Source organism: Escherichia albertii, from assembly GCF_028622335.1.
Lineage (GTDB): Bacteria > Pseudomonadota > Gammaproteobacteria > Enterobacterales > Enterobacteriaceae > Escherichia > Escherichia albertii.
In genome coordinates this window covers 1,708,721-1,720,420 of record NZ_CP117568.1, presented here as the reverse complement: position 1 = coordinate 1,720,420, position 11,700 = coordinate 1,708,721, and the positions used below count along the sequence as shown (strand labels likewise).

The following is an 11,700-nucleotide window of genomic DNA, read 5'->3' as shown; positions in this document are numbered from 1 at the left end:
TCCTGTATGAAAAACCATTACTGTTAATATGAACAGTATAAACTGGTTTTATATACAGTAAAGAGGCTGGCGTAAAATTAGAATAATTTTTTTGACCAGCCGAGCTTGGTGCTTAATGTATTGAAATAGCTGTAATCTTTAGGATGAATCAGATTCAGATGGTAATCACAGCGACGAATCAGGACATCTTCACCTTCCTGAATCGGTAGCGCTATCTGACTGTCACAGCTGATCTCCAGGTCGTTACGGCGATGCGAAAAGCGCAGACGAATTGCGCTGTTGCTGTTAATGACCAATGGTCGTGCCGACAGCGTATGTGGAAACATGGGCACCAGAGTAATTGCATCCAGTGAGGGTGTCAGAATCGGCCCGCCCGCCGAGAGGGAATAGGCGGTAGAACCTGTAGGCGTCGAAATAATCAGTCCATCGGAACGCTGAGAAAATGCAAAGATCTCGTCGATATAAACTTCGAACTCAATCATATGCGCTACTTTTCCGGGGTGAAGCACCACTTCGTTAATCGCCGTGCTGATGCGCTTCTGGCAATCTTGCTGGCAGACTTGCGCCTCCAGCAGAAAACGTTTTTCGCTGATGTAGTGACCTTCCAGCACATCGGCTAATTGTTGCAGAGCGTTGTCGGGATCGAGGTCGGTCAGGAAACCCAGATTGCCACGGTTTATGCCAATGACTTTAATGTCGTAGCGAGCGAGCGTGCGCGCTGCTCCCAGCATATTGCCGTCGCCTCCGACCACCACCGCGAGGTCTGCCGTTTGACCAATCTCTGCAAGCGTACCGGTTTTCACATTCTTTAGTTGTAATTCGTGAGCGATTTGCTGCTCAACGATAACTTCGTAACCTTTTGTGCACAGCCAGCGGTAGAGCATTTCATGTGTTGTCAGTGCAGTGGGGTGCCGTGGGTGTCCCACAATGCCAATACACTTGAAATGATTATTCATTTTCCGAGGTCCTTGTTGCGAAGATTGATGACAATGTGAGTGCTTCCCTTGAAACCCTGAAACTGATCCCCATAATAAGCGAAGTTAGCGAGATGAATGCGAAAAAAACGCGGAGAAATTCATGAGTAGTAAAGAACAGAAAACGCCTGAGGGGCAAGCCCCGGAAGAAATTATCATGGATCAGCACGAAGAGATTGAGGCAGTTGAGCCAGACGCTTCTGCTGAGCAGGTGGATCCGCGCGATGAAAAAATTGCGAATCTCGAAGCTCAGCTGGCTGAAGCCCAGGCCCGTGAGCGTGACGGTATTTTGCGCGTAAAAGCGGAAATGGAAAACCTGCGTCGTCGTACTGAGCTGGATATTGAAAAAGCCCACAAATTTGCGCTGGAGAAATTCATCAACGAATTGCTGCCGGTGATTGATAGCCTGGATCGTGCGCTGGAAGTGGCTGATAAAGCCAACCCGGATATGTCTGCGATGGTTGAAGGCATTGAGCTGACGTTGAAATCGATGCTGGATGTAGTGCGTAAGTTTGGTGTTGAAGTTATCTCTGAAACTAACGTACCACTGGACCCGAATGTGCATCAGGCTATCGCGATGGTGGAATCTGATGACGTTGAGCCAGGTAACGTACTGGGCATTATGCAGAAGGGTTATACGCTGAACGGTCGTACGATTCGCGCGGCGATGGTTACTGTAGCGAAAGCAAAAGATTAATTTTTGTTTCGTAATAAATCACGGCCCTGCATGTGAATGCCGGGCCGTTTTCGTTACTCCGCCACACTTTCGCGCAGCGGTTTCACAGGAAAAACTTTTACCTGCTTAATCATATTGTCCTGTACGTCGAGAATATCGATATCGTACTCGCCAATACGCACACGAGTGCCTGCAACAGGAATTTCTTCCAGAGCTTCCAGAATGACGCCATTGATCGTGCGGGCATCATCTTCCGGCAGATGCCAGTTAAAGGCTTTGTTAATTTCCCGCACGTTGGCGGTACCATCGATAATCACCGAACCGTCGTTTTGTGGCGTGACCTCTTCGGCAAGTGTTGGCGACATCGACGTGGTGAAATCTCCGACAATCTCTTCCAGAATATCTTCGACCGTCACCAGCCCCTGAATGTCTCCGTACTCGTTGACGACCAGACCAACTTTCTTTTTATTGCGCTGAAATTTGACCAGCTGCGTGCTGAGCGGCGTACCTTCCGGCACAAAATAGATTTCATCCGCGGCGCGTAGCATGGTTTCTTTGGTGAACTCTTTTTTCTCCGACATTAACCGCCAGGCTTCACGTACACGCAGCATGCTGATGGCGTCATCCAGCGAGTCACGGTACAGCACGATGCGCCCGTGAGGAGAGTGGGAGAGCTGACGGAGAATCGATTTCCAGTCATCGTTGATATCAATACCGATAATTTCACTGCGCGGCACCATGATGTCATCAACGGTCATTTTTTCCAGATCGAGCACTGATAGCAGCATATCCTGGTTGCGACGGGAAATTTGCGACCGCGATTCGTGCACAATGGTGCGCAACTCTTCTTTACTCAAAGAGCCGCTGACCACGATATCGGTTTTAATGCCCATCATGCGCATCAACATTCGGGTAATCGCGTTGAGCAACCAGACCAGCGGCATCATCAGGACTTGTAGCGGCGCCAGTAAAAAACTACTCGGATAGGCGACTTTTTCTGGATACAGCGCGGCAATGGTCTTCGGCAAGACTTCAGCAAAAACCAGCACCACAAAGGTCAGCACGCCGGTCGCAATTGCTACGCCCGCATCACCGTACAAACGCATCCCAACAATGGTGCCGAGAGCGGAAGCGAGGATATTGACCAGGTTATTGCCGATTAACACCAGACTTATCAGGCGGTCTGGCTTGCGCAGTAACTTTTCGACTCGTTTTGCCGAGCGATTACCCTGCTTCGCCATGTGCCGCAAACGATAGCGGTTGAGTGTCATCATTCCGGTTTCTGAGCCGGAGAAATAGGCTGAAATGACCACCATTATGATCAGAATAATGATCAACGTGGTAGTAGAGATATGTTCCAGGGGAAACTCCTTTTCTGGTTTAGCTGATTAACTGCTGAACAATTCGGCTGCCGAAGTAAGCCAGAGTCAGAATGACTGCGCCAGCGACGTTAAACCAGACGACGCGGCGTCCTCGCCATCCTTCATGATAATGCCCCCACAACAGCACAATATAGACAAACCATGCCACGATAGAGAGCACGGCCTTGTCGATATTTTCCATGCTAAATAAGTTATGCATATAGAACAGGCCGGTACAAAGTGTGAGCGTCAATAGCACCACGCCAATCTGCGTGATGTGGAACATTTTGCGCTCGATACTCATTAGCGGCGGCATTTCCTGACTAAACGCCAGCTTCTTGTTCTTCAATTGGTAATCAATCCATGCCAGTTGTAGGGCATACAAGGCGGCGATAATCAACGTGGCATAGGAAAAGAGCGACAAGCCAATGTGCACCAGCATCCCTGGTGTTGCTTCCAGATGGGTGATGTATTCATTGGGCATGAAAGTCGCCAGCGCCAGGTTGATGAGCGCAAAGGCATAGACAATGGGGAGCAGCAACCAGCCACGATTGCGAGAAGCCACGATGGTCATTACCGTACAGATCATCAAACTGACCAGCGAACCAACGTTCAGCAGGCTGAGGTTTTGTCCGCTATCACCGTCGGGCAGGATGCGGGCTTCCAGAGCGATTGCGTGGCAGACCAGCGCGATGACCGCAGAAATAATAGCCATTCGCCGCCAGCCGCCGTTTTTTTGCAGCAGTCCGGGAACAATCAGCGCGAGGCTGACGGAGTAGGCGACAAGCGCGAGCAGAGCAAAAACGGGCATAGTGATGTCGACAGTTTGAGCAATGAGAAAGAAAAGCAGTATAGCGTCAGGTGAACGCTGCTCCAACCGTTGCATAACAACAAAGACGCCTTCATGTTATACTGCGGCAAAATACAGATGATGTGTCGCGATTGCGGCCAACCGTTTCCACCCCAGGCGAGAGACAATGTTTGATAATTTAACCGATCGTTTGTCGCGCACGCTGCGCAATATCAGTGGCCGTGGACGCCTCACTGAAGACAACGTTAAAGATACGCTGCGCGAAGTGCGCATGGCGCTGCTGGAGGCGGACGTCGCCCTGCCGGTAGTGCGTGAGTTTATCAATCGCGTAAAAGAGAAAGCGGTTGGTCATGAAGTTAACAAGAGCCTGACGCCGGGGCAGGAGTTCGTCAAAATCGTCCGTAACGAGCTGGTTGCGGCGATGGGCGAAGAGAACCAGACCCTGAATCTGGCTGCGCAACCGCCAGCGGTCGTGCTGATGGCGGGCCTGCAAGGTGCCGGTAAAACCACCAGCGTGGGTAAACTCGGTAAGTTCCTGCGCGAGAAGCACAAGAAGAAAGTGCTGGTGGTTTCTGCCGACGTTTATCGCCCGGCGGCAATCAAACAGCTTGAGACGCTGGCAGAGCAGGTTGGCGTCGATTTCTTCCCTTCCGATGTTGGTCAGAAGCCGGTAGATATCGTTAACGCGGCGCTGAAAGAAGCGAAGCTGAAATTCTACGATGTGCTGCTGGTGGATACTGCCGGTCGTCTGCACGTTGACGAAGCGATGATGGATGAGATCAAACAGGTCCATGCGTCGATCAACCCGGTTGAAACCTTGTTTGTGGTCGACGCCATGACTGGTCAGGATGCGGCCAATACGGCAAAAGCATTCAATGAAGCGTTACCGCTTACCGGTGTCGTGTTGACCAAAGTGGACGGCGATGCTCGCGGCGGTGCGGCGCTCTCTATTCGTCACATCACTGGCAAACCGATCAAGTTCCTTGGCGTTGGTGAGAAAACTGAGGCGCTGGAGCCGTTCCACCCGGATCGTATCGCTTCCCGTATTCTCGGCATGGGTGACGTGCTGTCGCTGATCGAAGATATTGAAAGCAAAGTTGACCGTGCGCAGGCAGAGAAATTAGCCAGCAAGCTGAAAAAAGGCGACGGCTTCGATCTCAACGACTTCCTTGAGCAGCTACGCCAGATGAAAAATATGGGCGGCATGGCCAGTTTGATGGGCAAACTGCCGGGCATGGGGCAGATCCCGGATAATGTGAAATCGCAGATGGACGATAAAGTGCTGGTGCGTATGGAAGCGATCATCAACTCGATGACGTTGAAAGAGCGTGCTAAGCCAGAAATCATCAAAGGTTCGCGTAAACGCCGTATCGCTGCCGGTTGCGGGATGCAGGTGCAGGACGTTAACCGTCTTCTGAAACAGTTCGACGACATGCAGCGCATGATGAAGAAGATGAAGAAGGGCGGAATGGCGAAGATGATGAGAAGTATGAAAGGGATGATGCCGCCGGGATTTCCTGGTCGCTAATCGTCCTGGCTTGTTTGCCATTTCGGCACCGGAGTGTGCTCGTCATCCTCATGTACTGCGTGTACGCTCCGGTGACTGTGCTCACTCCGGCACCAAACTGGCTGCACCGCCGACGGCCTTTTACAGCAGAGTTGGCAACTGTTGATTGCAATTCCCGCAAAAATGAGTAAAATTTTCGGGCTTTTAATATGACACCGGACTCCGTTCCTCGATGGGGTCCGGTTGTTTTATTCACACAAGAGGATGTTATGGTAACTATTCGTTTAGCACGTCACGGCGCTAAAAAGCGTCCGTTCTACCAGGTTGTTGTCGCTGACAGCCGTAATGCACGCAACGGTCGCTTCATTGAGCGCGTTGGTTTCTTCAACCCAATCGCTAGCGAAAAAGAAGAAGGCACTCGCCTGGATCTGGATCGCATCGCTCACTGGGTTGGCCAGGGCGCAACTATTTCTGATCGCGTTGCTGCGCTGATCAAAGAAGTAAACAAAGCAGCTTAATCTGTCACGGTGGTCATGATGAGCAAACAACTCACCGCGCAAGCACCTGTTGATCCCATCGTTTTGGGAAAAATGGGTTCGTCTTACGGTATTCGTGGGTGGCTCAGAGTGTTTTCTTCCACCGAAGACGCCGAAAGCATTTTTGACTATCAGCCCTGGTTTATCCAGAAGGCGGGTCAGTGGCAGCAAGTTCAGCTGGAAAGCTGGAAGCACCACAATCAGGACATGATCATCAAGCTGAAAGGCGTTGACGATCGTGATGCGGCGAACCTGCTGACGAATTGTGAAATTGTCGTGGATTCTTCGCAACTGCCTCAGCTTGAAGAAGGTGACTACTACTGGAAAGACCTGATGGGCTGCCAGGTAGTAACCACTGAAGGCTACGATCTCGGTAAAGTCGTCGACATGATGGAAACCGGATCTAATGACGTTCTCGTCATTAAGGCAAACCTGAAAGATGCATTTGGTATCAAGGAACGTCTCGTACCGTTCCTCGATGGGCAGGTTATCAAGAAAGTCGATCTCGCTACTCGTTTAATCGAAGTAGATTGGGATCCTGGTTTTTAAACCACCGGATAAACGGTAAAAGACGGCGCTATGTGGATTGGCATAATTAGCCTGTTTCCTGAAATGTTCCGCGCAATTACCGATTACGGGGTAACTGGCCGGGCAGTAAAAAATGGCCTGCTGAGCATCCAGAGCTGGAGTCCTCGTGACTTCACGCATGACCGACACCGTACCGTGGACGATCGTCCTTACGGCGGCGGGCCGGGGATGTTAATGATGGTGCAACCTTTACGGGACGCCATCCATGCAGCAAAAACCGCGGCGGGTGAAGGCGCTAAGGTGATTTATCTGTCACCGCAGGGGCGCAAGCTTGATCAAGCGGGCGTCAGCGAACTGGCAACGAATCAAAAATTGATTCTGGTGTGCGGTCGCTACGAAGGTATAGATGAGCGCGTGATCCAAACCGAAATTGACGAAGAATGGTCAATCGGCGATTACGTTCTCAGTGGTGGTGAGTTACCAGCGATGACGCTGATTGATTCCGTTTCCCGGTTTATTCCGGGGGTTCTGGGACATGAAGCCTCAGCAACGGAAGATTCCTTTGCTGAAGGATTGCTGGATTGCCCGCACTATACGCGGCCTGAGGTGTTAGAAGGGATGGAAGTTCCGTCAGTCTTACTGTCGGGCAACCATGCTGAGATACGTCGCTGGCGTTTGAAGCAGTCGCTGGGCCGTACCTGGCTTAGAAGACCTGAACTTCTGGAAAACCTGGCTCTGACTGAAGAGCAAGCAAGGTTGCTGGCGGAGTTCAAAAAGGAACACGCACAACAGCAACATAAACATGATGGGATGGCGTAAGCCCCCCGAAATATCAGTTTACCCAGGATAAGAGATTAAATTATGAGCAACATTATTAAGCAACTTGAACAAGAGCAGATGAAGCAGGACGTACCTTCCTTCCGTACGGGTGATACCGTGGAAGTGAAAGTATGGGTTGTTGAAGGTTCCAAAAAACGTCTGCAGGCATTCGAGGGCGTGGTTATCGCTATTCGTAACCGCGGTCTGCACTCTGCATTCACTGTTCGTAAAATTTCCAACGGCGAAGGCGTTGAGCGTGTCTTCCAGACTCACTCTCCGGTAGTTGACAGCATTACTGTCAAACGTCGTGGTGCTGTTCGTAAAGCTAAACTGTACTACCTGCGTGAGCGTACTGGTAAGGCTGCTCGTATCAAAGAGCGTCTTAACTAAGATTTCGCTCAGGCGACATCCTGTTAAGAAGGGCTGGCCAATTGGCTGGCCCTTTTTTTATCTGCTGTAGTTAAGTTTAAGGTGTGTTTATCACCACAGCGACGCGGCGGTTCTCGGCGCGACCCTGTGCGGTCTTGTTACTGGCAACGGGATATTTTTTCCCTAAACCCTGAGTGGTGAGATTACTGCGAGGTATTTGTCCGCCTGTTGCCCACGCATCGGCGACGACATTAGCTCGCTTCAGCGATAAGGCTTCGTTGTAACTGTCTTCACCGTAATTGTCAGTATGCCCATCCATACGGGCATGTTTCAGGCCTGTGGAGCTCAGTTTTGCGGCCATGGTCTGGATCTGCTGCTGACTTTCCGGGAGCAATTTGTAGTCATTTTTAGCAAATAGAATGGTATCAGATAAGCCAAGAGACCAGTCACCAGCGGATTCAGTAAAACCATAAGACTGCATTGCGGCGATTTGCTCGGGAGTAAATTTCCCTTGTGGTGACTGGCAACCTGTCAGTAGCAGAGAAGAGAACGCCAGAGGGACTATCAGTTGCTTTATCATGCAGATATTTCCTTGTTATTTCACCAGCTTTTCAGCGCGCTGGTGTTTGGCCTGATACATATTGTAATCGGCCAGCTCTTGTAATTTTTCGACGGAGGCATGTTCACAGGTCATCGCGTAACCAATACTTAAGGACATGCTAACTTGATGGCCGTTATGAAGATCGAATGGTTGATTAAAAGTTTGTGTGAGTGCTGTACAGATATGTTGAACGTCGTATTCAGACTGCACGCTATAAAGCACCAGAGCAAACTCGTCACCTCCTATGCGGTATGCCTGGTGACGTTTTCCTGCAAATTCAGTTAACCGTTTTGCCACAGCAATCAATACCTGATCGCCCGTCGCATGACCCCAGGTATCATTGATATATTTGAAATTATCGCCATCAAGAAACAGCAAAGCCGAGGTCTTTCTGGTGTCGGAATCGTTCATCAACGCATTAATGCTGCTACGAAATGCTGCACGGTTAGCCAGTCCGGTTAATGAGTCATGTAAGGAAGTACGCAAAAGCTGAGCATTTTTAGCCTGTAGGCGAAGCTGCCACTCTTCCATTTCATCCAGCAGGCTATTGAAGTCGAGAGCAAAGCGATGAAACTCTTCGATGCGTTCCTCGGAAACTCTCCTGGAAAAATTGCGGTTGGAACGCACATCATGAACAACATCAGTAATGTTTTTCAGCGCCTCTACCAGACCGTTGTGCAAATGGCGGGTGAGGGTGATTGCAATACCTGATGCCAGCAGGATACAGCTGGTGAGGACCGCGAGCGAAAACCAAATGAAATGGCTGATTGAGCTGTCGCGAGCAGTTAACTGTACCTCGCCAATGATTTTGTCATTGTGGCGAATCGGTTGAATTACGGGAGCCGGAAAGAGCCAATGGCTAATAAAATTACTGAATGTATCTCCTGGTTCCCGTGCGGTGTAGTGCCAGGATGCAATGATATTTTGTTGATTATCGCGCACTTCAGCAGTTGAAAATTGGCCTTGCTGACCCAGGGCCGCCAGCGTTTCCGTCGCTGCCAGACCATCGGCAAAAACGACAGCAGCTTCCAGACTGTAAGTCATTGTCGCTGCGGTGAGCGTCAGGTTTTTATGCGCATATTGTTTCAGAGTCAGTACTGACGTCACGGAAAGCAGCAGCCAAATCAGCGTCATAGTGATAAATATGCTGGTCATGCTGATGTTGCGTAATGCTCTTTTAAACGTAGGTCTCTTATCAGGAGAATTATCGTTATCCATCTTTTTTATTCCGTGCGAGCATTAATACATCCGGGTTCACCTTCACACCACTACGTGATAAAGCATCCAGGTTTACGGCAAATCTGACACGGTTATTGTTGATAACCAAACAAAATGCGCTGCCAATAATACATTCGGTGTTTTGTTCAGCAATTAATAATAACGCCCTGGATGGATATTGATCGATTAATTCCATTTGAAATGTTGGAGATTCACTGCCGAAATAAAAGCCATTACAGCTTGAACTTAACGCATCTTGTTTGGTGTTAATGATGACGGGCTGATAGGGTAAAGACGTCGCACTATGCTCTTGCAAAGCCGCGCTAAAACGTGAAGATGAAAAAATACATAACCTTGGCTGACCAGACAGCCCAGGCCAGCGAGTATAGCTGACGATGCCGGAGACCATCAAACGTACATTTTTTGCAACGTCAGTAATCTCCTGAGCGAATACTGACCCTCCTGTCTGGAGGAGGGTAAGCAGCAAGATTATTCGGTGAGAAAAGCGCATTCAGGATTCCTCACCATCTTCGCTCGAAAAATTTTTTCAGATACTTAATAAAATATCATTCTTTTAGGCGAGCGTCATTACGGTGAGAATTAAAATTACTTGAGCTAAATCTCATGGTTAATTTTTTTTGAAATTTAATTTAATTCAGACGCATTGTGCTGGCGTTTTCGTTTGCTCCTTTTTGCCATACTTCATGTAGTTGGCTGGCATTTTCCACTGTGTCGCAACTTGCAGGAAAGCTTTTACCGGAAAGCCCTCTGGCGTAGGTAAAATCAGGTTGGCAAGTTTTTCTTTGCCCTTCAGCATATCCTTTAAGGTATAGACCGCGATCCGCCTGTGAATCGCTAAATGCATCGTCATCTTTTATGGCGCTGCCCGATATTGCATCTTCCATACCAACATCATACCAGTCGGTGCTAGTCAAGGTTGGCGCGTGAGTATAAGGATCAATCTGACATCCGCTAACCAGTAAAACCAACAAGGGGGCGATAAACTTTTTCATCATTTCTTTCTCCTTTTTCAAAGCATAGCGGATTGTTTTCAAAGATGGTGTAAATTTATTTATACACAAACAAGAGTAAAAAAGCGCGAATAAATTGCTTGTGTAAAGATATGTGTACGAAGTATGGATTGAAAACTTTACTTTTTGTGTTATCGTTACGTCATCCTCGCTGAGGAGCAATTATCGCAAACGAGCATAAACAGGATCGCCATCATGCAAAAAGACGCGCTGAACAACGTACACATTACCGACGAACAGATTCTGATGACCCCGGAGCAGTTAAAGGCTGCTTTCCCATTAAGTCTGCAACAAGAAACCCGGATTGCCCAATCGCGTAAGACCATTTCAGATATCATCGCCGGGCGCGATCCTCGTCTGCTGGTGGTGTGTGGACCTTGCTCCATCCATGATCCTGAAGCGGCTCTGGAATATGCTCGTCGATTTAAAGCCCTTGCCGCAGAGGTCAGCGATAGCCTCTATCTGGTGATGCGCGTCTATTTTGAAAAACCCCGTACCACTGTCGGCTGGAAAGGGTTGATCAATGATCCTCATATGGATGGCTCTTTTGACGTAGAAGCCGGGCTGCAAATTGCGCGTAAATTGCTGCTTGAACTGGTGAATATGGGGCTGCCGCTGGCGACGGAAGCGTTAGATCCAAATAGCCCGCAATATCTGGGCGATCTGTTTAGCTGGTCGGCAATTGGCGCCCGTACTACGGAATCGCAAACGCACCGTGAAATGGCATCTGGGTTGTCCATGCCGGTTGGTTTTAAAAATGGCACCGATGGCAGTCTGGCAACGGCAATTAACGCCATGCGTGCTGCTGCTCAGCCGCATCGTTTTGTCGGTATTAACCAGGCTGGGCAGGTTGCGTTGTTGCAAACGCAGGGTAATCCAGATGGGCATGTGATCCTGCGCGGTGGTAAAGCGCCGAACTATAGCCCTGCGGATGTTGCGCAATGTGAAAAAGAGATGGAACAGGCGGGACTGCGCCTGTCGCTGATGGTAGATTGCAGCCACGGTAATTCCAATAAAGATTATCGCCGTCAGCCTGCGGTGGCAGAGTCTGTGGTTGCTCAAATCAAAGATGGTAATCGTTCTATTATTGGTCTCATGATCGAAAGCAACATCCACGAGGGGAATCAATCTTCCGAGCAGCCTCGCAGTGAAATGGAGTACGGCGTATCCGTTACTGATGCCTGCATTAGCTGGGAAATGACCGATGCCTTGCTGCGTGAAATTCATCATGATCTCAACGGGCAACTGACGGCGCGTGTAGTTTAAGAG

General features: G+C 49.4%; 14 protein-coding genes. 7 read left to right on the top strand and 7 right to left on the bottom strand.

Annotated features, from left to right (window positions below):
• Positions 1 to 77: 77 nt before the first annotated feature.
• Complete coding sequence (nadK, locus tag PS053_RS08340) at positions 78 to 956, bottom strand: NAD(+) kinase (protein ID WP_059217788.1); 879 nt, start codon at positions 954 to 956, stop codon at positions 78 to 80.
• 121 nt (positions 957 to 1,077) lie between these two features.
• On the opposite strand from nadK, the gene grpE reads away from it, so the two are divergent.
• Entirely contained in the window at positions 1,078 to 1,671 is a 594-nt protein-coding gene (gene grpE, locus PS053_RS08335) for a nucleotide exchange factor GrpE (protein ID WP_002461510.1), read from the top strand.
• 53 nt (positions 1,672 to 1,724) lie between these two features.
• On the opposite strand, the gene PS053_RS08330 is transcribed toward grpE, so the two are convergent.
• Together PS053_RS08330 and PS053_RS08325 are read right to left on the bottom strand one after the other, a co-directional pair.
• Complete coding sequence (locus PS053_RS08330; protein ID WP_077629426.1) at positions 1,725 to 3,011, bottom strand: HlyC/CorC family transporter; 1,287 nt, start codon at positions 3,009 to 3,011, stop codon at positions 1,725 to 1,727.
• Between the two features lie 19 nt (positions 3,012 to 3,030).
• A complete protein-coding gene (locus PS053_RS08325; protein WP_024165303.1) occupies positions 3,031 to 3,822 on the bottom strand; it encodes a cytochrome C assembly family protein in 792 nt (263 codons plus the stop codon).
• Between the two features lie 166 nt (positions 3,823 to 3,988).
• Between PS053_RS08325 and ffh the strand changes: the two genes are divergently transcribed.
• The 5 genes from ffh (at position 3,989) to rplS (ending at position 7,602) form a co-directional block, all read left to right on the top strand.
• Positions 3,989 to 5,350 carry a signal recognition particle protein gene (gene ffh, locus PS053_RS08320; protein WP_000460033.1) on the top strand — a complete coding sequence of 454 codons (1,362 nt, stop codon included), beginning with the start codon at positions 3,989 to 3,991 and terminating at the stop codon, positions 5,348 to 5,350.
• A 248-nt stretch (positions 5,351 to 5,598) separates the two neighbouring features.
• Positions 5,599 to 5,847 carry a 30S ribosomal protein S16 gene (rpsP, locus tag PS053_RS08315; RefSeq protein ID WP_000256450.1) on the top strand — a complete coding sequence of 83 codons (249 nt, stop codon included), beginning with the start codon at positions 5,599 to 5,601 and terminating at the stop codon, positions 5,845 to 5,847.
• Positions 5,848 to 5,865: 18 nt separating this feature from the next.
• A complete protein-coding gene (gene rimM / locus PS053_RS08310) occupies positions 5,866 to 6,414 on the top strand; it encodes a ribosome maturation factor RimM (RefSeq protein WP_000043332.1) in 549 nt (182 codons plus the stop codon).
• A 30-nt stretch (positions 6,415 to 6,444) separates the two neighbouring features.
• Positions 6,445 to 7,212: a tRNA (guanosine(37)-N1)-methyltransferase TrmD gene (trmD, locus tag PS053_RS08305; RefSeq protein ID WP_256879411.1), complete on the top strand. Its 768-nt coding sequence runs from the start codon at positions 6,445 to 6,447 to the stop codon at positions 7,210 to 7,212.
• A 42-nt stretch (positions 7,213 to 7,254) separates the two neighbouring features.
• Positions 7,255 to 7,602 carry a 50S ribosomal protein L19 gene (gene rplS / locus PS053_RS08300; protein WP_256879412.1) on the top strand — a complete coding sequence of 116 codons (348 nt, stop codon included), beginning with the start codon at positions 7,255 to 7,257 and terminating at the stop codon, positions 7,600 to 7,602.
• Positions 7,603 to 7,678: 76 nt separating this feature from the next.
• Here rplS and PS053_RS08295 read toward each other — a convergent pair whose 3' ends face one another.
• From PS053_RS08295 to PS053_RS08280, 4 genes are all read right to left on the bottom strand, one after another.
• Positions 7,679 to 8,161, bottom strand: a complete 483-nt coding sequence (locus PS053_RS08295; protein WP_000595357.1) for an OmpA family protein — start codon at positions 8,159 to 8,161, stop codon at positions 7,679 to 7,681.
• Positions 8,162 to 8,176: 15 nt separating this feature from the next.
• A complete protein-coding gene (dgcN, locus tag PS053_RS08290) occupies positions 8,177 to 9,400 on the bottom strand; it encodes a diguanylate cyclase DgcN/YfiN (RefSeq protein ID WP_059238567.1) in 1,224 nt (407 codons plus the stop codon).
• Complete coding sequence (gene yfiR, locus PS053_RS08285) at positions 9,393 to 9,911, bottom strand: regulatory sequestration protein YfiR (protein ID WP_001212382.1); 519 nt, start codon at positions 9,909 to 9,911, stop codon at positions 9,393 to 9,395. Before yfiR ends, dgcN begins: the two co-directional genes overlap by 8 nt.
• A 139-nt stretch (positions 9,912 to 10,050) precedes the next feature.
• A complete protein-coding gene (locus PS053_RS08280; protein ID WP_010337216.1) occupies positions 10,051 to 10,416 on the bottom strand; it encodes a DUF2799 domain-containing protein in 366 nt (121 codons plus the stop codon).
• Positions 10,417 to 10,626: 210 nt separating this feature from the next.
• On the opposite strand from PS053_RS08280, the gene aroF reads away from it, so the two are divergent.
• Positions 10,627 to 11,697, top strand: a complete 1,071-nt coding sequence (gene aroF, locus PS053_RS08275; protein WP_256879413.1) for a 3-deoxy-7-phosphoheptulonate synthase AroF — start codon at positions 10,627 to 10,629, stop codon at positions 11,695 to 11,697.
• Positions 11,698 to 11,700: the final 3 nt, after the last annotated feature.

What these genes read in the sequence shown, in the direction of transcription:
- nadK (WP_059217788.1), bottom strand. Translation starts at nt 956, where the DNA reads ATGAATAATCATTTCAAGTGTATTGGCATTGTGGGACACCCACGGCAC.
- grpE (WP_002461510.1), top strand. Translation starts at nt 1,078, where the DNA reads ATGAGTAGTAAAGAACAGAAAACGCCTGAGGGGCAAGCCCCGGAAGAA.
- PS053_RS08325 (WP_024165303.1), bottom strand. Translation starts at nt 3,822, where the DNA reads ATGCCCGTTTTTGCTCTGCTCGCGCTTGTCGCCTACTCCGTCAGCCTC.
- ffh (WP_000460033.1), top strand. Translation starts at nt 3,989, where the DNA reads ATGTTTGATAATTTAACCGATCGTTTGTCGCGCACGCTGCGCAATATC.
- rpsP (WP_000256450.1), top strand. Translation starts at nt 5,599, where the DNA reads ATGGTAACTATTCGTTTAGCACGTCACGGCGCTAAAAAGCGTCCGTTC.
- rimM (WP_000043332.1), top strand. Translation starts at nt 5,866, where the DNA reads ATGAGCAAACAACTCACCGCGCAAGCACCTGTTGATCCCATCGTTTTG.
- trmD (WP_256879411.1), top strand. Translation starts at nt 6,445, where the DNA reads ATGTGGATTGGCATAATTAGCCTGTTTCCTGAAATGTTCCGCGCAATT.
- rplS (WP_256879412.1), top strand. Translation starts at nt 7,255, where the DNA reads ATGAGCAACATTATTAAGCAACTTGAACAAGAGCAGATGAAGCAGGAC.
- PS053_RS08295 (WP_000595357.1), bottom strand. Translation starts at nt 8,161, where the DNA reads ATGATAAAGCAACTGATAGTCCCTCTGGCGTTCTCTTCTCTGCTACTG.
- dgcN (WP_059238567.1), bottom strand. Translation starts at nt 9,400, where the DNA reads ATGGATAACGATAATTCTCCTGATAAGAGACCTACGTTTAAAAGAGCA.
- yfiR (WP_001212382.1), bottom strand. Translation starts at nt 9,911, where the DNA reads ATGCGCTTTTCTCACCGAATAATCTTGCTGCTTACCCTCCTCCAGACA.
- PS053_RS08280 (WP_010337216.1), bottom strand. Translation starts at nt 10,416, where the DNA reads ATGATGAAAAAGTTTATCGCCCCCTTGTTGGTTTTACTGGTTAGCGGA.
- aroF (WP_256879413.1), top strand. Translation starts at nt 10,627, where the DNA reads ATGCAAAAAGACGCGCTGAACAACGTACACATTACCGACGAACAGATT.